This is a genomic window from Bacillus sp. FSL M7-0003, assembly GCF_038628485.1.
Lineage (GTDB): Bacteria > Bacillota > Bacilli > Bacillales > Bacillaceae > Bacillus > Bacillus safensis.
Genome location: NZ_CP152024.1, coordinates 166,004 through 192,717 on the forward strand (window position 1 = coordinate 166,004; position 26,714 = coordinate 192,717).

The window sequence follows — 26,714 nt, forward strand, 5'->3', positions numbered from 1 at the left end:
TCAATGAAAAGTCGGGATTTAGTTCGTTTTTTCTTCTCTGTGCTAGCTGTTGGAGCGGTCATTACAAGCGTGGTAGGCTTTGCGCTGGAGTGGGGGAAGTATCAGAAGCTTTTTATATCGTTTGAAATTCTAGAGATCGCATCTGTGTTATTTTGGTTCATTGGTGTAGGGATGATCTTTAGTGTCATTAGCCAGATGGGGTTTGTTGTTTTTTTGACAGTGCACCGATTTGCATTAGAGATTTTTCGGTCGCATTCTTTATGGAATACCATTCAGCTGTTTCTTGTGATTTTTGTGCTGTTTGATTTAGCTTACTTGCGATTTTTGTTTTTCGGGGAGAATGATTCATTTCTTCCATATTTGTGGCTGCCTTTATTTATCGGGGTGTTTGCATTGATCGTGGCTTACTTTAAACAGCAGCAGTCCTCTAAGAAAACATTTGTTTCTGCAATGTTTCTCATGGTCGTCATCACGTCGTTAGAATGGTTCCCGGCGCTTAGAGTCAATGAAGAGGACTGGCTGTATTTAATGCTATTCCCGCTATTAGGCTGTAATGCGTTTCAGCTGTTAGCGATGCCGCGGTTTTCAAAAACGAAAGCTACTTAACTTCAGATGACTTTGTTTTCGTATTGGAGATCAGTTCGCCAACCGTCACATTTTTTAAATGCTTTTCTTTTATTTGTTTCAAAATAGCGGGTAAGGCTTGAGCGGTTTGGGTTGCTGAATCTGAGGCGTGAAGGAGAACAATGTCTCCGCTTTTCATTCGATCATTTACATTCTGAACAATCTGGTCGACACCCGGATTCAGCCAATCCTGTGAATTGATGCTGTAATGAACAACGGTATAACCGTACTGTGTGGCTATTTTTAGTGCTGTTTCGTTAAACTGTCCAGTTGGCGGTCTTAATAGTTGAATGTCATCTAGTCCAAGCTTTTGAAATGTATTTTGTGCACGGACAAGATCTTGCTTGATTTCACTATCTTCAAGCTGACTATAATTTTTATAAGCATAGCCGAGGCTTCCAATTTGATGGCCGTCCTCCTTAATTTGTTTCACGATATCAGGATGACGCTCAGCCCAAGAAGCAGACAGAAAGAAGGTGGCGTTCTTTATACCGTACTCTCGAAGGACATTTAAAATAGGAACAGCCTTCTCATCTCCCCAGCCAATATTAAAAGTGAGAGAGACATGTTTTGATGAAGTCTCGCCTTTATAAATGGCTCGGGGTCCATGTTCAGTTTTAAATACCGACAGCGGCGGTGCCTTTTGTACATAAAAAAAGGTTGCAGCTGCAAGGGCTGCTACAAGAATAATGACAACTTGCTTCAGCCGTTTAATAGGCAACACATATAATCGACTCAATTCAAACACTCCTGCCTTGTCCAAGATTGTTACTTGATTGTATGCAGGACAAGGGTTTAAGATGCTTAATAAAACTATTTCAAAAAAAGTTTTGAAAAGACGTTGACCAATAGAATGTTTTCGTGATATATTATTAATCGTCGCTGACACACAGTGACAAACACAAAACGCTTCGGGAAATAAACTTGAAAAAAGTTGTTGACATAAGATGAAGCAAAATGTTATATTATTAAAGCCGCTAAGAACGGCGGAGATGATCTTTGAAAACTAAACAAGACAAAACGTACCTGTTAATTCGAGTTTTTATAAAAAATCCTATGATACTTCATAGGTAGTCAGTCAAACTGGCGAAAAGCAAAACTTCGGTTTTGTACTTTTTCGGAGAGTTTGATCCTGGCTCAGGACGAACGCTGGCGGCGTGCCTAATACATGCAAGTCGAGCGGACAGAAGGGAGCTTGCTCCCGGATGTTAGCGGCGGACGGGTGAGTAACACGTGGGTAACCTGCCTGTAAGACTGGGATAACTCCGGGAAACCGGAGCTAATACCGGATAGTTCCTTGAACCGCATGGTTCAAGGATGAAAGACGGTTTCGGCTGTCACTTACAGATGGACCCGCGGCGCATTAGCTAGTTGGTGGGGTAATGGCTCACCAAGGCGACGATGCGTAGCCGACCTGAGAGGGTGATCGGCCACACTGGGACTGAGACACGGCCCAGACTCCTACGGGAGGCAGCAGTAGGGAATCTTCCGCAATGGACGAAAGTCTGACGGAGCAACGCCGCGTGAGTGATGAAGGTTTTCGGATCGTAAAGCTCTGTTGTTAGGGAAGAACAAGTGCGAGAGTAACTGCTCGCACCTTGACGGTACCTAACCAGAAAGCCACGGCTAACTACGTGCCAGCAGCCGCGGTAATACGTAGGTGGCAAGCGTTGTCCGGAATTATTGGGCGTAAAGGGCTCGCAGGCGGTTTCTTAAGTCTGATGTGAAAGCCCCCGGCTCAACCGGGGAGGGTCATTGGAAACTGGGAAACTTGAGTGCAGAAGAGGAGAGTGGAATTCCACGTGTAGCGGTGAAATGCGTAGAGATGTGGAGGAACACCAGTGGCGAAGGCGACTCTCTGGTCTGTAACTGACGCTGAGGAGCGAAAGCGTGGGGAGCGAACAGGATTAGATACCCTGGTAGTCCACGCCGTAAACGATGAGTGCTAAGTGTTAGGGGGTTTCCGCCCCTTAGTGCTGCAGCTAACGCATTAAGCACTCCGCCTGGGGAGTACGGTCGCAAGACTGAAACTCAAAGGAATTGACGGGGGCCCGCACAAGCGGTGGAGCATGTGGTTTAATTCGAAGCAACGCGAAGAACCTTACCAGGTCTTGACATCCTCTGACAACCCTAGAGATAGGGCTTTCCCTTCGGGGACAGAGTGACAGGTGGTGCATGGTTGTCGTCAGCTCGTGTCGTGAGATGTTGGGTTAAGTCCCGCAACGAGCGCAACCCTTGATCTTAGTTGCCAGCATTCAGTTGGGCACTCTAAGGTGACTGCCGGTGACAAACCGGAGGAAGGTGGGGATGACGTCAAATCATCATGCCCCTTATGACCTGGGCTACACACGTGCTACAATGGACAGAACAAAGGGCTGCAAGACCGCAAGGTTTAGCCAATCCCATAAATCTGTTCTCAGTTCGGATCGCAGTCTGCAACTCGACTGCGTGAAGCTGGAATCGCTAGTAATCGCGGATCAGCATGCCGCGGTGAATACGTTCCCGGGCCTTGTACACACCGCCCGTCACACCACGAGAGTTTGCAACACCCGAAGTCGGTGAGGTAACCTTTATGGAGCCAGCCGCCGAAGGTGGGGCAGATGATTGGGGTGAAGTCGTAACAAGGTAGCCGTATCGGAAGGTGCGGCTGGATCACCTCCTTTCTAAGGATATATGGAGCAGCGTACGTTTTCGTCTTGTTTAGTTTTGAAGGATCATTCCTTCAAAACATGTCTCTAGCGAGACAGGATTGTTCTTTGAAAACTAGATAACAATAAGTAATACATTCACATTGAATGCAATGCAAAGTTCATCACACATAGTGATTCTTTCTAAAGTAAGAAATGGTTAAGTTAGAAAGGGCGCACGGTGGATGCCTTGGCACTAGGAGCCGATGAAGGACGGGACGAACACCGATATGCTTCGGGGAGCTGTAAGCAAGCTTTGATCCGGAGATTTCCGAATGGGGAAACCCACTGCTCGTAATGGAGTAGTATCCATACTTGAATACATAGAGTATGAGAAGGCATACCCGGGGAACTGAAACATCTAAGTACCCGGAGGAAGAGAAAGCAAATGCGATTCCCTGAGTAGCGGCGAGCGAAACGGGAACAGCCCAAACCAAGAGGCTTGCCTCTTGGGGTTGTAGGACACTCTATACGGAGTTACAAAGGAATGATATAAGCGAAGAGGTCTGGAAAGGCCCGCCAAAGAAGGTAACAGCCCTGTAACTGAAATGTCATTCTCTCCAGAGTGGATCCTGAGTACGGCGGAACACGTGAAATTCCGTCGGAATCCGGGAGGACCATCTCCCAAGGCTAAATACTCCCTAGTGACCGATAGTGAACCAGTACCGTGAGGGAAAGGTGAAAAGCACCCCGGAAGGGGAGTGAAATAGATCCTGAAACCGTGTGCCTACAAGTAGTCAGAGCCCGTTAACGGGTGATGGCGTGCCTTTTGTAGAATGAACCGGCGAGTTACGATCCCGTGCAAGGTTAAGCAGAAGATGCGGAGCCGCAGCGAAAGCGAGTCTGAATAGGGCGCATGAGTACGTGGTCGTAGACCCGAAACCAGGTGATCTACCCATGTCCAGGGTGAAGTTCAGGTAACACTGAATGGAGGCCCGAACCCACGCACGTTGAAAAGTGCGGGGATGAGGTGTGGGTAGGGGTGAAATGCCAATCGAACCTGGAGATAGCTGGTTCTCTCCGAAATAGCTTTAGGGCTAGCCTCAAGGTAAGAGTCTCGGAGGTAGAGCACTGATTGGACTAGGGGCCCCTACCGGGTTACCGAATTCAGTCAAACTCCGAATGCCGATGACTTATCCTTGGGAGTCAGACTGCGAGTGATAAGATCCGTAGTCGAAAGGGAAACAGCCCAGACCGCCAGCTAAGGTCCCAAAGTATACGTTAAGTGGAAAAGGATGTGGAGTTGCTTAGACAACCAGGATGTTGGCTTAGAAGCAGCCACCATTTAAAGAGTGCGTAATAGCTCACTGGTCGAGTGACTCTGCGCCGAAAATGTACCGGGGCTAAACGTATCACCGAAGCTGCGGACTGTTCTTACGAACAGTGGTAGGAGAGCGTTCTAAGGGCTGTGAAGCCAGACCGGAAGGACTGGTGGAGCGCTTAGAAGTGAGAATGCCGGTATGAGTAGCGAAAGACGGGTGAGAATCCCGTCCACCGAATGCCTAAGGTTTCCTGAGGAAGGCTCGTCCGCTCAGGGTTAGTCGGGACCTAAGCCGAGGCCGAAAGGCGTAGGCGATGGACAACAGGTTGATATTCCTGTACCACCTCCTCACCATTTGAGCAATGGGGGGACGCAGGAGGATAGGGTAAGCGCGGTATTGGATATCCGCGTCCAAGCAGTTAGGCTGGGAAATAGGCAAATCCGTTTCCCATAAAGGCTGAGCTGTGATGGCGAGCGAAATTTAGTAGCGAAGTTCCTGATTCCACACTGCCAAGAAAAGCCTCTAGCGAGGTGAGAGGTGCCCGTACCGCAAACCGACACAGGTAGGCGAGGAGAGAATCCTAAGGTGATCGAGAGAACTCTCGTTAAGGAACTCGGCAAAATGACCCCGTAACTTCGGGAGAAGGGGTGCTTCTTAGGGTGTTAAAGCCCCGAGAAGCCGCAGTGAATAGGCCCAGGCGACTGTTTAGCAAAAACACAGGTCTCTGCGAAGCCGTAAGGCGAAGTATAGGGGCTGACGCCTGCCCGGTGCTGGAAGGTTAAGAGGAGCGCTTAGCGTAAGCGAAGGTGCGAATTGAAGCCCCAGTAAACGGCGGCCGTAACTATAACGGTCCTAAGGTAGCGAAATTCCTTGTCGGGTAAGTTCCGACCCGCACGAAAGGCGCAACGATCTGGGCACTGTCTCAACGAGAGACTCGGTGAAATTATAGTACCTGTGAAGATGCAGGTTACCCGCGACAGGACGGAAAGACCCCGTGGAGCTTTACTGCAGCCTGATATTGAATGTTGGTACAGCTTGTACAGGATAGGTAGGAGCCTTGGAAACCGGAGCGCTAGCTTCGGTGGAGGCATCGGTGGGATACTACCCTGGCTGTATTGACCTTCTAACCCGCTGCCCTTATCGGGCAGGGAGACAGTGTCAGGTGGGCAGTTTGACTGGGGCGGTCGCCTCCTAAAATGTAACGGAGGCGCCCAAAGGTTCCCTCAGAATGGTTGGAAATCATTCGCAGAGTGTAAAGGCACAAGGGAGCTTGACTGCGAGACCTACAAGTCGAGCAGGGACGAAAGTCGGGCTTAGTGATCCGGTGGTTCCGCATGGAAGGGCCATCGCTCAACGGATAAAAGCTACCCCGGGGATAACAGGCTTATCTCCCCCAAGAGTCCACATCGACGGGGAGGTTTGGCACCTCGATGTCGGCTCATCGCATCCTGGGGCTGTAGTCGGTCCCAAGGGTTGGGCTGTTCGCCCATTAAAGCGGTACGCGAGCTGGGTTCAGAACGTCGTGAGACAGTTCGGTCCCTATCCGTCGCGGGCGCAGGAAATTTGAGAGGAGCTGTCCTTAGTACGAGAGGACCGGGATGGACGCACCGCTGGTGTACCAGTTGTTCTGCCAAGGGCATCGCTGGGTAGCTATGTGCGGACGGGATAAGTGCTGAAAGCATCTAAGCATGAAGCCCCCCTCAAGATGAGATTTCCCATTCCGCAAGGAAGTAAGATCCCTGAAAGATGATCAGGTTGATAGGTCTGAGGTGGAAGCGTGGTGACACGTGGAGCTGACAGATACTAATAGATCGAGGACTTAACCTATATTCTAATGTGAAGCATGAACATTGTTATCTAGTTTTGAGAGAACATTCTCTCCATCAGGTTTGGTGGCGATAGCGAAGAGGTCACACCCGTTCCCATACCGAACACGGAAGTTAAGCTCTTCAGCGCCGATGGTAGTTGGGGGTTTCCCCCTGTGAGAGTAGGACGCCGCCAAGCTTTTTGTTTATATCCTTCCAATGGAAGAAGTTACTTTATCATTCCGCAGTAGCTCAGTGGTAGAGCTATCGGCTGTTAACCGATCGGTCGTAGGTTCGAGTCCTACCTGCGGAGCCATGCTTCCATAGCTCAGTAGGTAGAGCACTTCCATGGTAAGGAAGAGGTCAGCGGTTCGAGCCCGCTTGGAAGCTTTCCTCTATATGTTAATATGACAAGGTTTCTCGATGATGAGAAGGCTTTTTTTGTTTGTTTACATATATATATTGAACTGCTCGATGATCAGTAGACTGATGACATTAGGAAAGAGAATAAAACGGCTTGCACAGAAGTGTTGCATCGATTTTTACTTATCTCCTTCTTTTTGTTCTTGATTCTTCATTCTCTTTCTTTTATTCTTACTAAAGTGATATCCTCTATATTAAAAGACTCTGTACGTTCCTCTTTTCCCCCGAAAGTGAAGTATCGTTTGTTTTCCCTTTCTTTATCTCCAGGTATAATTGATCTTCTTTTCCATGTACGGTATGTATATAAAAAGGAGTAGATGGTTTGAAAGATTTATTTGTAAAGCAAGAATGGTTTGGACATGTACGTCAGGACGTGCTTGCGGGTATATTAGTTGCACTGGCTTTAATTCCTGAGGCAATTGCATTTTCGATTATTGCGGGCGTTGATCCGAAGGTCGGCTTGTATGCATCATTTTGTATCGCGATTGTGATTTCGTTTGTTGGTGGACGCCCAGGCATGATTTCGGCTGCAACAGGGGCTATGGCTCTTGTCATGGTTAACTTGGTCGCTGATTATGGGTTGCAATATTTGTTTGCAGCTACGATTTTGACGGGTTTGATTCAAATTGTGTTTGGATTGTGCCGAGTGTCTCGTTTGATGAAATTTATTCCGAGGTCCGTCATGGTTGGCTTTGTCAATGCGTTGGCTATTATGATCTTCATGGCTCAGCTTCCACATTTCGTTGGGGAATCAATGGCTATGTATATGATGACAGGGGGCGCCTTGCTGATCATTTATTTATTGCCTATGGTGATAAAGGTGATACCTTCCCCACTCATTGCCATTATTGTAATGACGATATTGGCTGTATTTGGACATATTGATGTTAGAACAGTTGGAGATATGGGAGAGCTTCCTAGTTCTTTGCCTGTTTTTCTGATACCTCAAGTTCCGTTTAACTGGGAAACATTTGCTATCATTTTTCCTTATTCTTTAGCACTTGCGATGGTTGGTTTACTTGAGTCTCTTTTAACCGCACAGATTGTCGATGATATGACAGAGACGTCTAGTAATAAGAACAAGGAAGCGAGAGGTCAAGGGATTGCCAATGTGGTTGCGGGATTCTTTGGTGGTATGGCTGGCTGTGCGATGATTGGCCAATCTGTTATTAATACGAAGGCAGGAGGACGAGGCCGGCTTTCTACCTTTGTAGCGGGTGCTTTTTTAATGGTGCTGATTTTTGTACTAGGTGATGTCGTGGTTCAAATTCCGATGGCTGCTCTAGTGGCTGTGATGTTCATGGTTTCCATTGGCACATTTGATTGGAGTTCCTTTCAGCAGCTAAAAAAGAATCCGAAAACAGATTCTATTGTGATGGTTGTCACGGTCGTGACGGTGGTGTTGACTCATGATTTATCAAAAGGCGTTTTTGCAGGTGTACTGCTTAGTGCGGTATTCTTTGTCGCAAAGATATCGAAGCTTCATATTACGTCTAAAGAAAGCCAGGCAGGTACTTGGGAATATCGAGTTAAAGGACAAATTTTCTTTGCTTATGTCACTGATTTGATCCAAGCTTTCCATCAGGGGAAAGAACTTCAATCTGTTGTGATTGATTTGTCTGAAGCACGTATATGGGATGAATCAGGCGTAGCAGCGATAGAACGTATAAAGGAAAGGTATCAAGCAAATGGCGTCCAGGTGGACGTAGTTGGAATGGATACATCAAGTCAAAAGCTTGTGAAACAAGTGAATGGTTCTTAAAAAGACCTTTCTGTCTGTTACAATAGAAAAGGTAAGAAAGTGAAGGGATGGAGGTGGCCGGCATGCTTGTGCGTTTGAATCAAGTGCTCGGCCGGATGATGCCGCTCATTACACCTTTTAGTGTGTTACTCGGTGTTTTGTTGGCGGCCTATTTAAAGGATTTTACGTTTTTGGTGCCATGGGTATTTGCTGTGATGACCTTTGCAGGGAGTTTGTCTTCTACTTTTTCGGCTTTAAAGCATACGGTAATGCACCCATTGCCTTTGATTTTATCGTTTATGATTTTACACGTATTGATGCCTCTTTATGCTTGGTCAGCGGGACATCTCATATTTGCGGGTGATGCTATGACGATCACCGGTTTGACACTTGCAATGGTGATTCCCACAGGAGTTTCTAGTTTAATATGGGCGGCAATGTATAAAGGGAATGTTGGGTTAACGTTATCCATTATTTTAATTGATACATTGCTTTCGCCATTGATTGTGCCAGCCAGTTTGTCACTTTTAGCTGGTACACAGGTTCATATGGACATGGTCGCGATCATGAAAGGGCTGTTTGGGATGGTGGTGCTTCCATCTATTTTAGGGATGCTCGTTCGTCACTATGCAAAGCCTGCTGTGACGAAAATGATCAGTCAGACACTGTCACCTTTTTCAAAAATAGGCTTGTTTGTAGTGGTGTCGATTAACAGTTCTGTTGTTGCGCCATACTTGCGTGAACTGGATGCCGCATTTTTTAGCAAGGCAGCGACTGTGTTTCTCATTGCGATGAGCGGATATGCGTTTGCATGGTTGATTGGAAAGACGATGAAATGTACTCAAGGAGAGATTGTGGCCATCGTGTATACGGGCGGTATGAGAAACATTAGTGCGGGGGCTGTGCTTGCCATTAGCTTTTTCCCGCCTGCTGTCGCTGTTCCTGTGGTGATTGGCATGCTGTTTCAGCAAGTGCTTGCTGCCTTGTTTGGTTTCTTACTCAATCGTTTTGAGCTGAAAGCACCTGCTGTGACCAAATCTTTCTCATGAAAAAAACCTCCATCCTTTGATAGATGGAGGTTTTTTCTGTGATTTAATAGATGAGATATTTTTTTCGCTTTTTTTCGAATGTTTTGAGGTCGTGATGATAGCGTTTCATAATGTGTTTGACGGAAGTTCCTTTATTGATCTCTTCTTTCATCCAGCCATTCCCGATGAGTTTGTCAAAGCTGCCTGTTTGAAGGAACTGAAAGTCATTAGGGTATAAATCATGTATTGCTTTGATAATGGATAACCCCGTTTTCACCGCTTCGAAGGATGAGCGGTCTGTGACGTATAACTGCACACCATGAGATAGTGTACCGGCATGTTTAGAAAATGTGGGGGTGAATGACACAGGTCTAAATTGAACGCCTTTTAGTTTTAGCTGATTTAAGTGATCTGCCAGCTCGCTGCTATTGATATATGGTGCACCAATGAGCTCGAATGGTTTTGTCGTTCCTCTGCCTTCAGAGACATTTGTGCCTTCAATTAATCCTGTGGCAGGATATACAAAGGTACTATCCACTGTTGGCATGTTAGGAGAAGGAAGGACGAACGGCAGCTTTGTATCATCGAATGTCATGGACCGCTTCCAATTTTTCATTTTGATGACTGTTACATCAGCATTGATATGAAACTCTTTGTTAAACAGTTTTGCAAGCTCACCAGTGGTCATTCCATGTCTTAATGGGATTGGATAGAGCCCTACAAATGAGGCGTGTTCAGGCTCTAAAACAGGTCCTTCTACTTTTAGTCCGCCAATGGGATTTGGGCGGTCTAGGACAACAAAGGGAATGTTGTTTTCTTTAGCGGCTTCCATCGCATAGGCCATTGTGTAAATATAGGTGTAATAACGAGCACCAACGTCTTGAATATCAAACAGCAGGACATCTACATTTTTCAGCATTTCAGGAGTTGGTTTTCTTGTTTTTCCATAAAGAGAGTAAACAGGAAGACCTGTTTTTTCATCGGTATAGGATTCGACGCCTTCTCCTGCTTGTGCATCGCCGCGCACGCCGTGTTCAGGTCCATATAAAGCAGTGAGCTTGATATTTGGATGTTCAAATAGGAGATCGACACTGCTTTTCATATTTTCATCAATGCCAGTCGGGTTGGTAATGAGACCAACTCTTTTCCCTTTTAGCCATGAAAGATTGCTTGAGAGAAGTGTTTCGATCCCTGTTTTGACTGCTGTTTTTTTTCCTCTTGTATCTGTTCGTTCTTCTGCGGGAGAGGCGGCGGTCAATGTGCTCATCATGAGAAAGCTTGCGAGTATGAAACTGACTGTTTTCTTCAAGAGAATCCCTCCTATTTGATCTGTTTCCCTTTCAAGTTGAGGCCATAGCCGAATGGGTAAAGGGTTTGATTTGGATGAGTGACAGATGGGATATCAACTGGCAGTTTCCCTTTAGGTGATGCAGCTCCAAATATCACTTCTAGTCCAGCAGGAATATTTGGCTGATTGAATTGTCCGTTTGAGTAGCCTTTAAAACCGTACACAGCTAGTAAGGCATCGGCTTCTTCAAAATTTGCCGCATCATAAGGATTTCTAAGACTCATGATGACCATTTTTTTGTTTTGTGCTGCTGCTTCTTTCATGACAGCACGAGGGAAGGCAGTAGCCCATTTTTTCGGATCCTGGACATTGTCATCAATTACGCCATCATTCACAGCTGGATCATTTTGGACAACGTAAGAGCCAGTGATGACATAGTCAGCTTCTTGAATCAGTTTGGCTGTATCTTTGGTGAACGTTTTATCCGCAAAAGCATATGACTGGATGCGTACAGGCTTGATCTTTTTTTGTTTCACGAGAGATTCGACTGTGACAGACATTGCTTTTGTCTGATCTTCGTAAGGTGCCATGACCACGATTTTGTCATTCTTTTTAGGCTTGAAAGGTAAGGTCTTTTTGTTGTTTTTAAGCAGGGTGATTCCTTCACGTGCCATTTTTTGTTCTGCTTTAAGGTGCGACTTTTTCCCGACGACTTGAGTGGCTTTTTTGATTTTTTTCTCAAGACTGATTGGTTTTTTGGAGGAAATAATGCCGCGTTTGATTTTCAATTGAAGAATTTTTTCGACAGATTCGTTAATCTGAGATATCGGAATCTCTTTCTTTAAAATCGCTTGTTTGACAGCATTGAATACATTCTCAAGGTTTTTCTCTGTTTTTAATGAGGTGACTGGTGCTGGCATGAGAGCGATGTCGACACCTGCTTTAATGGCCATCACTACGGCTTCTTCCTGTCCGAAATTATCTGCAATCGCTTTCATGTTTAGAGCGTCTGTCACAACAACACCGTGAAAGCCCATCTCTTCTTTTAATAAGTTTGTGATGACTTTTTTTGATAAGGTTGCTGGAACCATGATGTCCTCGCCATCTTTTTTGCTTCGATACGTTGTGTCATCAATGGCAGGAAATTGCACATGAGCGGTCATGACCATATCTGCACCAGCATTGATTGCTTGTTGGAACGGATACAGCTCAACCCTTTTTAAACGATCTAGGTCATGCTCTACGAGCGGCAAGCCGTAGTGACTATCGACGGCTGTATCACCATGTCCCGGGAAATGTTTTAGTGTGGAAATGGTCTTTTCCTTTTGAAGTCCTTTCATGGTTTGAAGGCCAAGTCTAGAGACAAGAGCAGGATCAGAGCTAAAGGAACGGACACCAATGACGGGGTTGTTTGGGTTATTATTCACATCAAGCACAGGAGAGAAGTTTGTATTGATGCCTAAGGCGTTTAATTCTTTTCCGATGATTTTTCCTGTGTCATATGCATTTTTTTTGCTTCTAGAGGCACCAATCGACATATTTCCTGGGAAATGTGTTCCCTTTTGTAACCTTGTGACGATTCCGCCTTCTTGATCAATGGAAATGAGTAAAGGAATGTTTGGTGATGCTTTTTGAAATTCATGGGTGAGTTTCACGGTTTGTTCCGTATCAACGACATTTTCGGCAAATAAGATGACACCGCCTAGATGATATTTTTCTACAAGATGAGATACTTCGTTATTCATCTTTGTGAAGCCTATAGGTGTGGATTCATCTTTTGTTTGCCAATTGCGAAAGTCCGGCATGAGCATTTGACCTATCTTTTCATCCAGTGACATGTCTTGAACCATTTGTTTAGCGGTTGGCAGAGAGGCAGAGCTAACCTTTTCCGTTGGAATGGAAGAGGTTAGCAGGGCTAAAACCAGTGCAGCGGGGAAGAGAGCTTTCAACATCGAATTCCTCCTTTTACTGAAAAGATTCGTAGATTGCGGTCATGATGCTTCCATAAGTACCAGTTGGGAACAGGTCGCCTTCAAATTGATTAGGATTTGTTTCTGGTGAAACAACGGGTGAATGTTTCTTATTCGTCAGCAACACGACACCTAAATTGTGTTTAGGATCAATCAACGTCATTGTGCCGGTCCAGCCAGTATGCCCATAGGCTTCGTTACTTGCATATTTTCCAAACATCCATTCCATGTCAGTATGACCGTTTTTTCGCCAGCCTAGCCCGTAAGTTGGGTTCGTATCAGATGAGGCTGTAAAGAGATCGATAGAAGCCTGATCAAAAATGGTTGTTTTTCCATAGCCTCCTTTATTAAGCATCAGCTGAAGCAGCACGGCCATATCTGAGGTGTTCGAGAAAAGTCCAGCGTGGCCGGAGATACCTGCCATTGAGTAATATGCTTTCTCGTCGTGTACTTCACCTAGCAGGGTGTACCGTCGGATGTTTTCAAAATCGATGACACCGTCTCGTGAATTGCCTAAACGTTCAGTTGCTGCAAAATGCTTCGGCTTGAACCCTTTTTGCAGCGGATTGAACATTGTATGTTTGAGACCTAGCGGCCGATAAATTGTTGACTCGACATATTGATCAAGAGACATGCCTGTTTTCTTCTCGATGATCATGCCTAGCAGCATGTAATCAATGTCACTATAAATGTGCTGGGTACCTGGCTTGTATTGCAGCGGTACCTTTGGCAGCCATTTCATCGTTGTTTTTCTGTCTTGAGAATAAAAAGAGCCAGCTGATTCTTTGCTATAAAATAAGACACTGGAAGGGAGACCCGCAGAATGGGTGAGAAGATCTTTTACCCGAAGCTGGTCTTTACCGGTTACCTTTGCATCAGGTTCATCCTGAAAATCTGGAAGGATGGTCTGTACTTTTTCGCTGACATCAAGTTTTTTCTCGTAGACAAGCTTTTGCAGGGCATAGTTGGTCGCATACATTTTTGTATTGGATGCCAAATCGAATAGTGTATCTTTTTTCATTTTTTTATACGATTTGAGTTCTGTTGTGCCATCATATTTTTGCCGGTAGCCATAGGCTTTTTGATGGACGATCTTTCCGTCCTTGATAATGATGAGAGCGGCTCCTGGAAATCCTGCTTTGATGTCATTTTGAATCATTTGATCAACCTTCCTCAGCTGCCTGGAAGAAACACCTACTTGTTCCGGTCGTTTTGCTTTTTTTAAGACGGGATATTCTTCATGAGCTGTTTTAGACAAAGACGATACAGGATGGGAGCTAGTTGCAAATGTTTGTACTGGTAACCCAAGGAGCATGAGCAGACATGTGATCAAAAGAAAACATTTCTTCAAGGTCTAGACCTCCTTATTGATTGTGATCCTCGAATTCAACAGCCATATCATCATGAAACCCAAATAAGTATGTGAAGAAAAATCCAGCAACATATGCGATGAATAGTCCAATTAAGTAAAGAAGCATTTGATGTGTGTGAACAATAAAGGTTAATGGAAGACCGGATACCCCGATGGCTTTCGTCGCAATTTGGAAGTAGGCTTGAAATGCGCCGCCGATTCCTGCACCAAGACAAGCGGTGAGAAATGGTCGTCCCAGCGGGAGTGTGACACCAAAAATGAGTGGTTCGCCAATGCCCAGCATCCCTGAAGGAAGTCCACCAGCAATGGCTCTTTTGAGCTTTTTCTTTTTTGTTTTCATATAAATGGCGAATGCAGCGCCTACCTGTCCTGCACCGCCCATAGCGAGAATTGGCAGAAGCGGGTCATCTCCAATTGAATTGATGAGTTCCATATGAATCGGTGTCAGCCCTTGGTGAAGTCCTGTTACAACAAGTGGGAGGAAGGTAGCACCAAGAACAAATCCTGCGAAAATTCCGCCCATATTCAATAGATAAGTCAGTCCTGAGGTGATGGCATCAGATATAAATCCGCCGACTGGCATGAAGACAACGTACGTGAAAATGCCTGTAATGAGTAGTGTGATGGTTGGTGTGACGATGATATCAAGTGATTGCGGGATGAAGCGTCTAATTCGGGTTTCCACAAGTGCCATAAAGATGGCGGCTAGAAGAACACCGATGAGTCCGCCTCTGCCTGGTAGAATATTTGTGCCAAATAACATAATGTCTGCGGAGGCTGGGTTAATAATGAGGATACCAGCTAATGCGCCTAATGCAGGAGAGCCTCCAAATTCCTTTGCGGCATTTGTTCCGACTAATATCCCGAGATAAGCGAAAAGTCCAGAACCGATAACCGTTAAAATAATCGCCGCTTGAGATTTTTCGTCAAGCCAGCCTGCTTGCACGATTGCTTTTGTTATCCCGGTAATCAGACCTGAGGCAACTAGTGCCGGAATAATTGGAATGAAAATGCTGGCAATCCGCCGTAAGAACAGCTTGAATGGTGTGCGATTCTTTTGTGAAATGGCTTGCTTGTTTTTTTGTGCTTCGTTGTTTAAATCATAAGAGCCAGAGGCATTTAGCAGCTCTTCAAACGCACTTGATACTTGGTTGACAACGCCAGTGCCTAAAATGATTTGAAGCGTTTCTGCTTCGACGACGCCAATGACGCCATCGAGTTCTTTGATTGCTGTGACGTGAACTTTTTCATTGTCCATCGGTGTAATTCGGAGCCTTGTCATACAATGTGTATGGGAAGAGATATTTTCAGAACCACCACAGAGTGAAAGAATGTCTTTCGCCAACTGCTGATATTTCTTTTGATGACTCATGTTGAATCCCCCTTTGATTTTCGTTTCATGGAGCGGATGGCATGCCTTGTTTTGTCAATATATTGGGCTGTCTCTTCATATTGACGAGAAGCTAAACTGAGGAACAAGACATCAATTAAGTAGAGCTGTGCCATTCTAGAGGAAGTGGCAGCACTGCGAAAAGGTGCTTCATTGGAACCGGACGTCGATAGGTGAACATCACATAAAGCAGAAACGCTTGTATGACCTGGATGTGTTAAAGCAATGGTTTTCACTTGATTGTCTTTTGCGAGCTGAAGGGCTTGAATGATGTCTAACGTTTCTCCTGAAAAGGAGATCCCAAACACAATGTCATTCTCACCCGCATTTGCAATGACCGTAGATGCAATGTGCATGTCAGTGAAGGCTGTGGCTGCATAGTTAATTCTGAGAAATTTCTGCTGGGCATCAGCTGCGACGATGCCAGATGCACCAACACCGATAAAATGAATTTGGTTTGCATGCAGCAGTAATTGAACAGCCTTTTCTAAAGCATCTGCATTTAAAATAGAAGCGGTGTCCTTAATCGATTGAATCGAGTTTCCTGCTGTTTTTTGAATAATGGATTGAAGCGGTTCATCTTGTTCGATATCTCTGTAGCCTTGTTTATCGTCATGTATCAAGTCTCCAGCGATCCGCATTTTTAAATCTTGATAGCCATCCAGCCCGAGAGATTTACAAAGGCGGATGACTGCAGAGCTGCTTGCGCCGGCTGCCTGACTAATTTCATGTACTGTGCTTTTAATGACTTTGTCAGGATGGGCAAGGATATAGTCTGCAATGATTTTTTCAGATTGGGGAAGCTTTGATTTGATTGTGTGTAGTAGGGTAAGTCCACCTGCTGACATGAGCTCTGCCTCCTTTAGGATTGATAACGTGAGATCGCTTTGTCAATATGGCCATTCGTTTTGTTGAGTAAATCTTTGGCTGTTTTCTTATCTGTATTTGTTTGGAGCATGACGATGGCCGTTTTGACTTCTAAGTCTGCTGCTTCAAGAGTCTTCACGGCTTGTTCGTAGGAAGCATTTGTCACATGTTGAATGATGGTGATGGCGCGTTCTTTTAATTTATGATTGCTGACTTTTACATCAACCATCAGGTTTTCATATACTTTGCCTTGTCTGATCATGACTGAGGTGGAAAGCATATTTAAAATCATTTTATGAGCGGATGCTGCTTTCATTCTTGTTGACCCAGTGATGGCTTCTGGTCCTACAATAACCTCAATGGCGCAATCTGCAAGCTCGCTAATTTCTGCTTGTTCATTGCAGCTGAGTGCTACTGTTTTAGCTCCAATTGACTTTGCGTAGTTTAAAGCGCCGATGATATAAGGTGTCCTGCCGCTTGCGGCAATACCGACGACTGTATCTTTTGATGTCAGGTGGATGTGTACTAAATCCTGTTTGCCGGCATCTTCACTGTCTTCCACATCTTCGGCAGCTTGAGAAAAAGCGGAGTCTCCGCCTGCCATGATGCCAACAATGACATCAGGTGAGACGCTATAGGTTGGCGGACATTCGACAGCATCCATTACGCCAATTCTGCCGCTTGTTCCGGCGCCTAAATAAACGAGTCGGCCTCCATTTGAGATGGATTCATAAGCAAAGTCACTTGCTGTTTTGACATGTGGAAGTACAAGGTTGACTGCTTGAGCGACCTTCATATCTTCTTCATTGATCATCTGGAGTATTTCAAGCGGATCTGCTTGAGAAATTCCCATTGTGTTTGGGTTTCTTGATTCTGTTGTCAAAGAACGCAGTTGAGATGGCTGCATGTGACATACCTCCTTATTTCTTCATTTTCAGTATATTGAGTATGATATGAAATTTCAATATTATATTTGAATATTGAAATTATATTTCAGTCAAATTGTTGAACGAATAGGGAGTAAATAGTTAGAAAATAAAAAAAATAAAAATCCCCTTTACAAAAGGGGGACAACCTGTATATAATAACTTTTGTCAGCTTCACGGAAACAACAAACTTGACAAACTGGCCCGTTGGTCAAGCGGTTAAGACACCGCCCTTTCACGGCGGTAACACGGGTTCGAATCCCGTACGGGTCACCATGATGTGGAGGATTAGCTCAGCTGGGAGAGCATCTGCCTTACAAGCAGAGGGTCGGCGGTTCGAGCCCGTCATCCTCCACCATATGCCGGTGTAGCTCAACTGGTAGAGCAACTGACTTGTAATCAGTAGGTTGGGGGTTCAAGTCCTCTTGCCGGCACTGTTTTTTCTTTATCAATTCCATATGTGGAGGGGTAGCGAAGTGGCTAAACGCGGCGGACTGTAAATCCGCTCCCTCCGGGTTCGGCGGTTCGAATCCGTCCCCCTCCACCATTTTTGGGCTATAGCCAAGCGGTAAGGCAACGGACTTTGACTCCGTCATGCGTTGGTTCGAATCCAGCTAGCCCAGTTAAGACACCTTTTTCAAAAAGGTGTCTTTTTTTTATGTTGGCAGAGGGACTGTATAACTATTCAAAATGTTGTCGAGTTGAGTCAGAAGGCATCAAGAAAGTAAAATATAAGCATGAACGGAAAGGGGATGTACATATGGGAGAGCAAAAGAAGGTCACGATTATTGGAGTTCCAATGGACTTAGGTCAAACGAGAAGGGGCGTCGATATGGGCCCGAGTGCGATTCGTTGTGCAGGCGTAAAAGAAAAATTGGAAACGCTCTCATTTGATGTAGAGGATCTTGGAGATATTCCAGTTGAACAAAGAGATGATGAGAAAGGTTTATATACAAGTGAAAAGCTGAAAAATTTGACGGAGAATGCTGGGGCAAATCAGCTGCTTGCTGAGAAGGTGGACAGTATTGTGCAATCTGGTTCGTTTCCGCTCATTTTAGGCGGTGATCACAGCATTGCGATTGGCACACTTGCTGGGGTAGCCAAGCATTATGAAAACTTAGGGGTCATTTGGTATGATGCACACGGGGATTTGAATACGGAGGAAACCTCTCCTTCTGGAAATATTCATGGCATGCCGCTTGCTGTCAGTCTCGGTTTTGGGCATGCTGATTTAACGAACATTGGCGGTTATTCGCCTAAATTGAAGCCTGAAAATGTCGTTATAATTGGTGCTCGATCTTTAGATGAAGGAGAGCGGGCATTGATTCGAGAGAAAGGCATTAAAGTGTATACGATGCATGAAATTGATCGTTTAGGGATGACAAGGGTGATGGAGGAAGCGATTGCGTATCTAAAGGAGAGAACAGATGGTGTCCATCTGTCGCTTGATTTAGATGGATTAGATCCAGCGGAATGCCCTGGTGTAGGTACTCCGGTAGCAGGCGGCATTAGTTACCGGGAGAGTCATCTCGCAATGGAGCTTTTAGAGGAGGCGGGTATTTTAACGTCAGCTGAATTTGTTGAAGTAAATCCGGTTTTAGATGAGAAAAACAAAACCGCAGAAGCGGCAGTTGCGTTAATTGGTTCATTAATGGGTGAAAAGCTATTGTAGAGCGGGACTTGTTCCCGTTCTTTTTTTGTTTTGGGAAAATTTAAGGATATGTTAAGGTTTTTACCGGTTGATAAGCGTAACACACTGTCAAAAATTTGTTACACTATTTTTTAGAGGAGAATGAAACCTTTTGGAAAGAGGTTCGTATACATAAAGACCGGTGAAGGCAGAGGTTGAATATACTATGGACACAATGATTAAAAAGAGAATTAAGCAAGTGAAAAAAGGCGACCAGAACGCATTTGCAGACATCGTAGACCTGTATAAAGACAAAATTTATCAGCTGTGCTACCGTATGCTTGGGAATGCACATGAAGCGGAGGATATTGCGCAGGAGGCGTTTATTCGTGCTTATGTGAATATCGAAAGCTTTGATGTGAATCGCAAGTTTTCCACGTGGCTGTACCGCATTGCAACCAACCTGACCATCGACCGTATTCGCAAAAAAAAGCCGGATTATTATTTAGATGCAGAGGTGGCAGGAACAGAAGGATTAAATATGTATTCTCAAATTGCTGCTGATGGCATTTTGCCAGAGGATGAGGTGGTGTCTCTTGAATTATCGAGTACCATTCAGCAAAAAATTTTAAGATTACCCGACAAATATCGTTCGGTCATCGTATTAAAGTATATTGATGAACTCTCGTTAAAAGAAATTAGTGAGATTCTGAATATACCAGTTGGTACGGTGAAAACGAGAATACACAGGGGTAGAGAGGCTCTCCGGAAACAGTTGAGAGACCTTTGAGTGAGGTGATTTTGATGAGCTGTCAGGATAGAATCGTCCAGCTTATGCATCAGTATTTAGACGGGGACATTGAGCCCCAAGACGAAAAAGAATTAAAAAGCCATCTGCAATCGTGTGAGGAGTGCCGTACTCATTTTCAACAAATTGAGAAATCCATCGCGCTAGTGCAGAGTACATCTCATATAGAAGCACCATCTGATTTCACTGCAAAGGTGATGGCAGGTCTTCCAAAGGAGAAAAAGCGTGTGTCGGTTCAAAGATGGATCAAAGCTCACCCGCTGATGGTAGCCGCTGCCCTCTTTCTCATTTTAATGGGAGGCAGTCTGTTTACGAGCTGGAATACCGATCATAATTTCAGTGTGTCAAAGCAGCCGAATCTCGTCGTTGAAAATGATACAGTGACCGTACCTAAAGGGGAAACCGTAAAGGGTGATGTCACTGTCAAAAATGGCAAGCTGATTGTAGAAGGCAAGGTTGATGGAAATGTCACCGTCGTCAATGGGGAACAGCTGACTGCTTCTGCCGGACAAGTCACTGGTCAAATTAATGAAATTAATGAAGTATTTGATTGGATCTGGTACAAAATGAAATCAACAGCACAAAATGTAATGCGGGTCATTGGGCCAGAGGAGCAAAAGTAACTCAATCGGCTTAAAGAGCAGTCTCTAAGGGGGGCTGCTCTTTTTCTATACATTGGCGGGATTCACGCATACTAGCAACTCAGCCAGATATGGCAACTATTTTCCTTGCTGAAACAAAATGTGGTATAATAGCCACGCTATGTATTGATACATAGGCTATTTTTATATTAAAAAATGCATCAAACGAAGAATAACTGAAAATTCTGGAGGACGAGGAAATGGCTTTAGGGGATATTCCTTTTTTGCAGTACCTCGGTAATGCTGTTGATATTCTCGTTGTTTGGTATGTGATATATAAATTAATGATGGTCATCCGCGGAACAAAAGCGGTTCAGCTTTTAAAGGGAATTGTGGTCATTGTTCTCGTCAGGATGGGAAGTGCGTATCTCGGTCTTAACACACTTCAATGGCTGATGGATCAAGCGATTACGTGGGGATTCCTTGCGATCATTATTATTTTTCAGCCAGAGCTAAGGAGAGCGCTTGAGCAGCTTGGGCGCGGCCGTTTCTTCTCAAGAAGCGGGACACCTGTAGAGGAGCAGCAGCAGAAAACGATCGAGGCAATTACAAAAGCAATTAACTATATGGCGAAACGCAGAATCGGCGCACTGCTGACAATTGAGCGCGATACCGGAATGAATGATTACATAGAGACAGGAATTCCTTTGAATGCAAAGGTGAGTTCAGAGCTGCTCATTAATATTTTCATTCCGAATACACCGCTTCATGACGGTGCTGTCATTATGAAGCGGGATGAGATTGCAGCTGCAGCTTGCTATTTACCGCTGTCAGAAAGCCCTTTTATCTCTAAGGAGCTGGGGACGCGTCATAGGGCGGCAGTCGGAATTAGTGAAGTGACAGACAGCTTAACTGTCATCGTTTCTGAGGAAACTGGCGGTATTTCTGTCGCAAGGAATGGTGATCTCCACCGAGAATTGACAGAAGAAGCGCTTGAAGAAATGCTGATTGCTGAATTTAGTAAGAACAGCAAAGATGCTTCCTCGACCAAATGGTATTGGAGGGGCAAGAAAAATGGATAAGATTTTGAATAATCGCTGGGCCGTTAAGCTTCTTGCATTGGTCTTCGCTTTATTGCTGTATGGTGCAGTCAATTCAGCGCAAGCGCCCACGCCGAAAAAAATCGGTGAATCCTTTTTCCCAACATCGACGACAGATGAAGCAACTTTAACCGACATTCCTGTTAAAGCGTATTATGATGACGAGAAGTACGTCGTCACTGGTGTGCCGCAGACAGTCAATGTCACGATTAAAGGATCAACTAGTGCTGTGAAAACAGCAAGACAAACAAAGAATTTTGAAATTTACGCAGACATGCAGAACTTATCGACAGGTACACATAAAGTGGAGCTGAAGGCAAGAGATGTATCAAAGGGACTCACACTATCGATTAATCCATCTGTGACGACTGTAACGATACAAGAAAAAACGACAGCTGAATTTCCTGTTGAAACCGAGTTTTATAATCAAAATAAAATCAAAGACGGCTATTCACCTGAACAGCCCATTGTGAATCCGAAAAAGGTCACAGTTACTGGATCAAAGGACGTCATCGACAAAATTTCTGTCATTAAAGCTTTTGTGAACTTAGAAGATGTCGATCAGCAAATTGAAAAAGAGGCGAAGCTCACTGTGTATGATAGCAGCGGGAATGAGCTGCCAGTTGAAGTAAGTCCGTCCGTGGTGGATATTACAGTCCCAATCTCTAGTCCAAGCAAAAAGGTCCCTTTTAAAATTGAGCGGACGGGCAGCTTGCCAGAAGGAATCAGCATCTCAAGCATTGAGACAAGCCCGAGTGAGGTCACAGTGTACGGCTCTCAAAAGGTGCTGGATGCCCTTGATTTTATTGATGGCGTCAAGCTGGACCTAAGCAAGATCAAAGATGATACGGAGATTGATGCCGATATTCCCCTGCCAGATGGTGTGAAAAAGGTATCACCTGAAACCGTTAAGATCAAAGTGAAGGTTGCAACAGCTGAAGAAAAAAAGATCGATAATGTACCGATTTCTGTCGTGGGTTTGAGCAAGGATCTCACTTCTGATTTTGTGAGCCCCTCTTCTGGACGGCTCACGTTAACAGCAAAGGGATCAAAGAGTGCGATTGATAAACTAAAGGCTTCAGATGTTGAAGCCTATATCAATGCAGGGGACTTGAACGAAGGAACCCATGAGGTCAAAGTTCAAGTAAATGGTCCTCAAAATGTGACTTGGACATTATCGAGATCAAAGGTCAAAGTGAAACTCACTTCTACTGATACAGAGGATCAGCCGGCTTCGACGAATGATCGGAAGGATCAAAAAGATCAACAAGATCCATCAACTAATGACGATGATCAGGGTGAGAAGAGTAAAGAAGAATCCACGCAAGATAAAGCAAAGAAAGAATCGAGTCAAAGACAGCGGGTCAAAGAAGATAAAAAAGAGGACGAAGCGTCCTCTTGAATGGTAAAAAAGGAGCGATTGAAACATGGGCAAGTACTTTGGAACTGATGGTGTAAGGGGTGTAGCGAATAGCGAATTAACGCCAGAGCTCGCATTTAAAGTTGGGAGATTTGGCGGCTATGTGCTCACGAAGGATAAAGAACGTCCAAAGGTACTCGTTGGTCGAGACACACGTGTATCTGGTCATATGTTAGAAGGAGCGCTTGTTGCAGGCTTACTTTCAATTGGAGCTGAAGTGATGCGTCTAGGTGTGATCTCAACACCTGGTGTGTCTTATTTAACGAAGGCAATGGATGCTGAAGCGGGTGTCATGATTTCTGCTTCACACAATCCAGTTCAAGACAACGGCATTAAATTCTTCGGCGGTGACGGCTTTAAGCTGTCAGATGAACAGGAAAACGAAATTGAGCAGCTGATGGATCAGCCAGTCGATCAATTACCACGCCCAGTTGGAGCCGATCTTGGAACGGTGAACGACTACTTTGAAGGCGGTCAGAAATACTTGCAATTCTTAAAGCAGACAGCGGACGAGGATTTTACAGGTATTCACGTGGCGCTTGACTGTGCACACGGTGCAACCTCTTCTCTAGCGACACATTTATTTGCAGATTTAGATGCTGATGTGTCTACAATGGGAACATCTCCAAACGGATTGAATATCAATGATGGTGTAGGCTCCACTCATCCAGAAGCACTTTCTGCTTTTGTGAAGGAGAAGGGTGCCGATATTGGTCTTGCGTTTGATGGTGACGGTGACCGTTTAATTGCAGTCGATGAAAAAGGTGATATCGTAGACGGCGATCAAATTATGTACATATGTGCACGTTATTTGAAGGGTGAAGGCCGATTAAAGGATGACACCGTCGTGTCAACGGTTATGAGTAACCTTGGTTTCTATAAAGCGCTTGAGAAACAAGGCATTAAGAGCATTCAAACTGCTGTTGGGGACCGCTATGTGGTCGAAGCGATGAAAAAGGATGGCTATAATGTCGGCGGCGAGCAGTCAGGCCATTTGATTTTCCTTGATTATAATACGACAGGTGATGGCATGCTTTCTGCGATCATGCTTGTGAATACGCTCAAAGCGACAGGAAAAACATTATCAGAGCTTGCAGCGGAAATGGAAAAGTTCCCGCAGCTTTTAGTGAATGTGAAAGTGTCTGATAAATATAAAGTAGAAGAAAATGAAAAAGTAAAAGCAGTGATTCAAGAGGTTGAAAAAGAGATGAATGGTGACGGCCGTATCCTTGTTCGTCCATCTGGAACAGAGCCGCTTGTACGTGTCATGGCAGAGGCGAAAACAAAAGAGCTGTGTAATGAATATGTGGCTCGAATTACAGCTGTTGTGAAAGAAGAAATGGGTATTGAGTAATAGGTGAAGGCAAACCGCTGGCTGCGGTTTGCTTTTTTTCGAATAAACGACATAATTGGATGGATCTATACGAATGATATAAGTGAGGGCAACTTGAAACTGCCTTCATACATAGGGAGCACATCAAAGGTAGAACGTGACAAGCCTCATCGCATATAGTGTATGGAGGTCTCACTTTCTCAAATGAAGGGGATCACCCGCTACATTGTGATTGACGGAGGTCAGACCTTATAGTACAATCATCCTTGTGTTACTGGATTTTTATTCTATCAGGAAAGGCAGGGTAGATGTTCAGAAACTCTCTTATAATTATAGCGCCCGAACTAAGCGATCGGACGAAAGATGCTTAGTTGACGAGGATGGAGGTTATCGAATTTTCGGCGGATGCCTCCCGGCTGATCAAAAAAAGAGATCACAGCCGTAAGTGTTTCTTTAAACCAAAGAGGTGACTCTTTGTCCAAAGGGAATACACATGATCTCCCAAAATAAACATGTAGAGAGGGACGAAGAAATGTCCCTTCTATTTTAGTAGGCTTTCTTTGTCCCTTTCACATGATCGGGAGGAAGAATATTTATGTGTGGAATCGTAGGTTATATTGGTCAGAATGATGCGAAGGAAATCTTACTAAAAGGTTTAGAGAAGCTTGAGTACCGCGGGTATGATTCAGCAGGTATCGCTGTGGCAAACGAAGAAGGCGTGCATGTGTTCAAAGAAAAAGGACGTATCGCTGAGCTTCGAGAAGTCGTGGATGCAAACGTAGCATCTTCAGCAGGAATCGGACATACACGCTGGGCAACACACGGTGTACCAAGCCATCTAAATGCGCATCCGCATCAAAGTGCTTCTGGCCGTTTTACGCTTGTTCATAACGGTGTCATTGAGAACTATGTACAATTGACACGCGAATATTTACAAGACGTCACACTAAAAAGCGACACAGATACAGAGGTTGTTGTTCAAGTCATCGAACAATTTGTAAACAGAGGTCTTGATACAGAAGAAGCTTTCCGTCAAACGCTTCTTCAACTAAAAGGCTCTTACGCAATTGCCCTTTTCGATAACGAAAACAAAGAAACAATCTATGTGGCGAAAAACAAAAGCCCATTATTGGTTGGTTTCGGCGAAGGATTCAACGTTGTGGCTTCTGACGCAATGGCGATGCTTCAAGTAACAAACGAATATGCGGAATTAATGGATAAAGAAATGGTCATTGTCACAAAAGACGAGGTCATCATCAAAAACCTTGACGGTGATATCATGACACGTCCTTCTTATATCGCTGAGCTTGATGCAAGCGACATTGAGAAAGGCACATATCCTCACTACATGTTAAAAGAAACGGATGAACAGCCGCTTGTTATGCGCAAAATCATCCAAGAATATCAAGACGAAAACGGCAAACTGTCAGTCGCTGGCGATATCGCCAGCGCGGTAGCAGAAGCAGACCGCATTTACATTGTGGCTTGCGGAACGAGCTACCATGCTGGACTTGTCGGTAAACAATACATTGAAGACTGGGCGAAAGTACCTGTAGAAGTCCATGTAGCAAGTGAATTCTCTTACAACATGCCGCTTCTATCGAAAAAGCCGCTGTTCATCTTCCTTTCTCAATCTGGAGAGACTGCGGACAGCCGTGCTGTACTTGTTCAAGTCAAAGAGCTTGGTCATAAAGCATTAACGATCACAAACGTACCAGGATCTACGCTTTCTCGTGAAGCGGACTTCACATTGCTTCTTCATGCAGGACCAGAAATCGCAGTGGCTTCAACAAAAGCCTACACAGCTCAAATCGCTGTCCTTGCAATCCTTGCATCTGTTGCAGCTGAATTAAATGGTCAATCTCTTGACTTTGATCTTGTCAAAGAGCTTGGTATTGTAGCAAACGCAATGGAAGCCCTTGTCGATCAAAAGGATGAAATGGAACAAATCGCTCGTGACTTCTTCACAGTGACACGTAACGCATTCTTTATCGGAAGAGGACTTGACTACTATGTGTGCCTTGAAGGTTCACTAAAACTAAAAGAGATCTCTTACATCCAAGCAGAAGGCTTTGCTGGCGGAGAACTCAAACACGGCACAATTGCTTTAATTGAAGAAGGCACACCGGTCATTGCCCTTGCAACGCAAGAGCACGTGAACCTCAGCATTCGCGGTAACGTCAAAGAAGTCGTTGCACGCGGAGCAAACCCATGTGTCATCTCACTAAAAGGCCTAGAAGACGAAGGCGACCGTTTCGTCCTTCCAGCTGTACACCCAGCACTTGCACCACTTGCATCTGTTGTCCCATTACAGCTGATCGCATACTACGCAGCACTTCACCGCGGATGTGATGTGGATAAACCACGTAACCTTGCGAAGAGTGTGACGGTGGAGTAGGGATTAATTTTTATAATGAAACACCCCTTTGAGAATTTGTCAAAGGGGTGTTTTTTGTTTA

17 protein-coding genes, 7 tRNA genes and 3 rRNA genes are annotated in these 26,714 nt (G+C 44.8%); 20 read left to right on the top strand and 7 right to left on the bottom strand.

What is annotated here, in order from left to right; translation table 11 throughout:
* The first annotated feature begins 3 nt into the window (after positions 1-3).
* Positions 4-606, top strand: a complete 603-nt coding sequence (locus MHI23_RS00960) for a KinB-signaling pathway activation protein (RefSeq protein ID WP_034621553.1) — start codon at positions 4-6, stop codon at positions 604-606.
* Here MHI23_RS00960 and pdaB read toward each other — a convergent pair.
* Complete coding sequence (pdaB, locus tag MHI23_RS00965) at positions 599-1,363, bottom strand: polysaccharide deacetylase family sporulation protein PdaB (RefSeq protein ID WP_025092244.1); 765 nt, start codon at positions 1,361-1,363, stop codon at positions 599-601. The genes MHI23_RS00960 and pdaB overlap by 8 nt on opposite strands.
* 375 nt (positions 1,364-1,738) lie before the next feature.
* On the opposite strand from pdaB, the gene MHI23_RS00970 reads away from it, so the two are divergent.
* The 7 genes from MHI23_RS00970 (at position 1,739) to MHI23_RS01000 (ending at position 9,591) form a co-directional block, all read left to right on the top strand.
* A 16S ribosomal RNA gene (locus MHI23_RS00970) occupies positions 1,739-3,287 on the top strand.
* A 182-nt stretch (positions 3,288-3,469) separates the two neighbouring features.
* Positions 3,470-6,400: ribosomal RNA gene (locus MHI23_RS00975) — 23S ribosomal RNA — on the top strand.
* Between the two features lie 61 nt (positions 6,401-6,461).
* Positions 6,462-6,577: ribosomal RNA gene (gene rrf, locus MHI23_RS00980) — 5S ribosomal RNA — on the top strand.
* Together the 16S, 23S and 5S rRNA genes with 2 tRNA genes alongside form the textbook arrangement of a ribosomal RNA operon.
* Positions 6,578-6,619: 42 nt before the next feature.
* Positions 6,620-6,694: transfer RNA gene (locus MHI23_RS00985), tRNA-Asn, on the top strand.
* Between the two features lies 1 nt (position 6,695).
* A tRNA-Thr gene (locus MHI23_RS00990) sits at positions 6,696-6,768 on the top strand.
* Between the two features lie 355 nt (positions 6,769-7,123).
* Positions 7,124-8,563, top strand: a complete 1,440-nt coding sequence (locus MHI23_RS00995) for a SulP family inorganic anion transporter (protein WP_342492194.1) — start codon at positions 7,124-7,126, stop codon at positions 8,561-8,563.
* A 62-nt stretch (positions 8,564-8,625) separates the two neighbouring features.
* On the top strand, positions 8,626-9,591 hold the full coding sequence (locus MHI23_RS01000) for a bile acid:sodium symporter family protein (protein ID WP_024424456.1): 966 nt from the start codon (positions 8,626-8,628) through the stop codon (positions 9,589-9,591).
* Between the two features lie 43 nt (positions 9,592-9,634).
* On the opposite strand, the gene MHI23_RS01005 is transcribed toward MHI23_RS01000, so the two are convergent.
* Genes MHI23_RS01005 through murQ form a run of 6 tightly spaced genes read right to left on the bottom strand, consistent with a single transcriptional unit; the run spans position 9,635 to position 17,364 of the window.
* Positions 9,635-10,879 carry a DUF1343 domain-containing protein gene (locus tag MHI23_RS01005; protein ID WP_172881180.1) on the bottom strand — a complete coding sequence of 415 codons (1,245 nt, stop codon included), beginning with the start codon at positions 10,877-10,879 and terminating at the stop codon, positions 9,635-9,637.
* An 11-nt stretch (positions 10,880-10,890) separates the two neighbouring features.
* Positions 10,891-12,810: a glycoside hydrolase family 3 protein gene (locus MHI23_RS01010; RefSeq protein WP_339240673.1), complete on the bottom strand. Its 1,920-nt coding sequence runs from the start codon at positions 12,808-12,810 to the stop codon at positions 10,891-10,893.
* Positions 12,811-12,823: 13 nt separating this feature from the next.
* Positions 12,824-14,179, bottom strand: coding sequence for a penicillin binding protein PBP4B (pbp4b, locus tag MHI23_RS01015; RefSeq protein ID WP_339240675.1), 1,356 nt, complete (start codon positions 14,177-14,179; stop codon positions 12,824-12,826).
* A gap of 13 nt (positions 14,180-14,192) precedes the next feature.
* On the bottom strand, positions 14,193-15,572 hold the full coding sequence (locus tag MHI23_RS01020; protein ID WP_025093531.1) for a PTS transporter subunit EIIC: 1,380 nt from the start codon (positions 15,570-15,572) through the stop codon (positions 14,193-14,195).
* A complete protein-coding gene (locus tag MHI23_RS01025) occupies positions 15,569-16,438 on the bottom strand; it encodes a MurR/RpiR family transcriptional regulator (protein ID WP_024427487.1) in 870 nt (289 codons plus the stop codon). Before MHI23_RS01025 ends, MHI23_RS01020 begins: the two co-directional genes overlap by 4 nt.
* A 14-nt stretch (positions 16,439-16,452) precedes the next feature.
* A complete protein-coding gene (gene murQ / locus MHI23_RS01030; RefSeq protein ID WP_024424451.1) occupies positions 16,453-17,364 on the bottom strand; it encodes an N-acetylmuramic acid 6-phosphate etherase in 912 nt (303 codons plus the stop codon).
* Between the two features lie 220 nt (positions 17,365-17,584).
* Between murQ and MHI23_RS01035 the strand changes: the two genes are divergently transcribed.
* From MHI23_RS01035 to glmS, 12 genes are all read left to right on the top strand, one after another.
* Positions 17,585-17,659 (top strand) — tRNA-Glu (locus tag MHI23_RS01035).
* Between the two features lie 6 nt (positions 17,660-17,665).
* Positions 17,666-17,741, top strand: a tRNA-Val gene (locus tag MHI23_RS01040).
* 3 nt (positions 17,742-17,744) lie between these two features.
* Positions 17,745-17,817: transfer RNA gene (locus MHI23_RS01045), tRNA-Thr, on the top strand.
* A gap of 28 nt (positions 17,818-17,845) precedes the next feature.
* A tRNA-Tyr gene (locus tag MHI23_RS01050) sits at positions 17,846-17,930 on the top strand.
* 4 nt (positions 17,931-17,934) lie between these two features.
* Positions 17,935-18,006, top strand: a tRNA-Gln gene (locus tag MHI23_RS01055).
* A gap of 137 nt (positions 18,007-18,143) precedes the next feature.
* On the top strand, positions 18,144-19,055 hold the full coding sequence (gene rocF, locus MHI23_RS01060; protein ID WP_024424450.1) for an arginase: 912 nt from the start codon (positions 18,144-18,146) through the stop codon (positions 19,053-19,055).
* A 184-nt stretch (positions 19,056-19,239) separates the two neighbouring features.
* Positions 19,240-19,803 (top strand): RNA polymerase sigma factor SigW, encoded by a 564-nt coding sequence (sigW, locus tag MHI23_RS01065; RefSeq protein WP_024424449.1) that lies wholly within the window; start codon positions 19,240-19,242, stop codon positions 19,801-19,803.
* A 14-nt stretch (positions 19,804-19,817) separates the two neighbouring features.
* The gene (rsiW, locus tag MHI23_RS01070; protein ID WP_024424448.1) at positions 19,818-20,444 is read left to right on the top strand and encodes an anti-sigma-W factor RsiW; all 627 of its coding nucleotides are present in this window, start codon (positions 19,818-19,820) and stop codon (positions 20,442-20,444) included.
* Positions 20,445-20,662: 218 nt separating this feature from the next.
* Complete coding sequence (cdaA, locus tag MHI23_RS01075) at positions 20,663-21,484, top strand: diadenylate cyclase CdaA (protein WP_008344027.1); 822 nt, start codon at positions 20,663-20,665, stop codon at positions 21,482-21,484.
* Positions 21,477-22,904: a YbbR-like domain-containing protein gene (locus tag MHI23_RS01080; protein ID WP_135033040.1), complete on the top strand. Its 1,428-nt coding sequence runs from the start codon at positions 21,477-21,479 to the stop codon at positions 22,902-22,904. The genes cdaA and MHI23_RS01080 overlap by 8 nt, the downstream gene beginning before the upstream one ends.
* A 25-nt stretch (positions 22,905-22,929) precedes the next feature.
* Entirely contained in the window at positions 22,930-24,276 is a 1,347-nt protein-coding gene (glmM, locus tag MHI23_RS01085; RefSeq protein WP_135033039.1) for a phosphoglucosamine mutase, read from the top strand.
* Between the two features lie 574 nt (positions 24,277-24,850).
* A complete protein-coding gene (gene glmS, locus MHI23_RS01090) occupies positions 24,851-26,653 on the top strand; it encodes a glutamine--fructose-6-phosphate transaminase (isomerizing) (RefSeq protein ID WP_144472626.1) in 1,803 nt (600 codons plus the stop codon).
* Positions 26,654-26,714 lie beyond the last annotated feature (61 nt).

Excerpts from the sequence above, each read along its gene's own strand:
- cdaA (WP_008344027.1), top strand. The coding sequence starts at position 20,663 with ATGGCTTTAGGGGATATTCCTTTTTTGCAGTACCTCGGTAATGCTGTT.
- MHI23_RS00960 (WP_034621553.1), top strand. The coding sequence starts at position 4 with ATGAAAAGTCGGGATTTAGTTCGTTTTTTCTTCTCTGTGCTAGCTGTT.
- murQ (WP_024424451.1), bottom strand. The coding sequence starts at position 17,364 with ATGCAGCCATCTCAACTGCGTTCTTTGACAACAGAATCAAGAAACCCA.
- MHI23_RS01010 (WP_339240673.1), bottom strand. The coding sequence starts at position 12,810 with ATGTTGAAAGCTCTCTTCCCCGCTGCACTGGTTTTAGCCCTGCTAACC.
- rsiW (WP_024424448.1), top strand. The coding sequence starts at position 19,818 with ATGAGCTGTCAGGATAGAATCGTCCAGCTTATGCATCAGTATTTAGAC.
- MHI23_RS01080 (WP_135033040.1), top strand. The coding sequence starts at position 21,477 with ATGGATAAGATTTTGAATAATCGCTGGGCCGTTAAGCTTCTTGCATTG.
- MHI23_RS01000 (WP_024424456.1), top strand. The coding sequence starts at position 8,626 with ATGCTTGTGCGTTTGAATCAAGTGCTCGGCCGGATGATGCCGCTCATT.
- rocF (WP_024424450.1), top strand. The coding sequence starts at position 18,144 with ATGGGAGAGCAAAAGAAGGTCACGATTATTGGAGTTCCAATGGACTTA.
- glmS (WP_144472626.1), top strand. The coding sequence starts at position 24,851 with ATGTGTGGAATCGTAGGTTATATTGGTCAGAATGATGCGAAGGAAATC.
- glmM (WP_135033039.1), top strand. The coding sequence starts at position 22,930 with ATGGGCAAGTACTTTGGAACTGATGGTGTAAGGGGTGTAGCGAATAGC.
- MHI23_RS01025 (WP_024427487.1), bottom strand. The coding sequence starts at position 16,438 with ATGTCAGCAGGTGGACTTACCCTACTACACACAATCAAATCAAAGCTT.
- sigW (WP_024424449.1), top strand. The coding sequence starts at position 19,240 with ATGGACACAATGATTAAAAAGAGAATTAAGCAAGTGAAAAAAGGCGAC.
- MHI23_RS01020 (WP_025093531.1), bottom strand. The coding sequence starts at position 15,572 with ATGAGTCATCAAAAGAAATATCAGCAGTTGGCGAAAGACATTCTTTCA.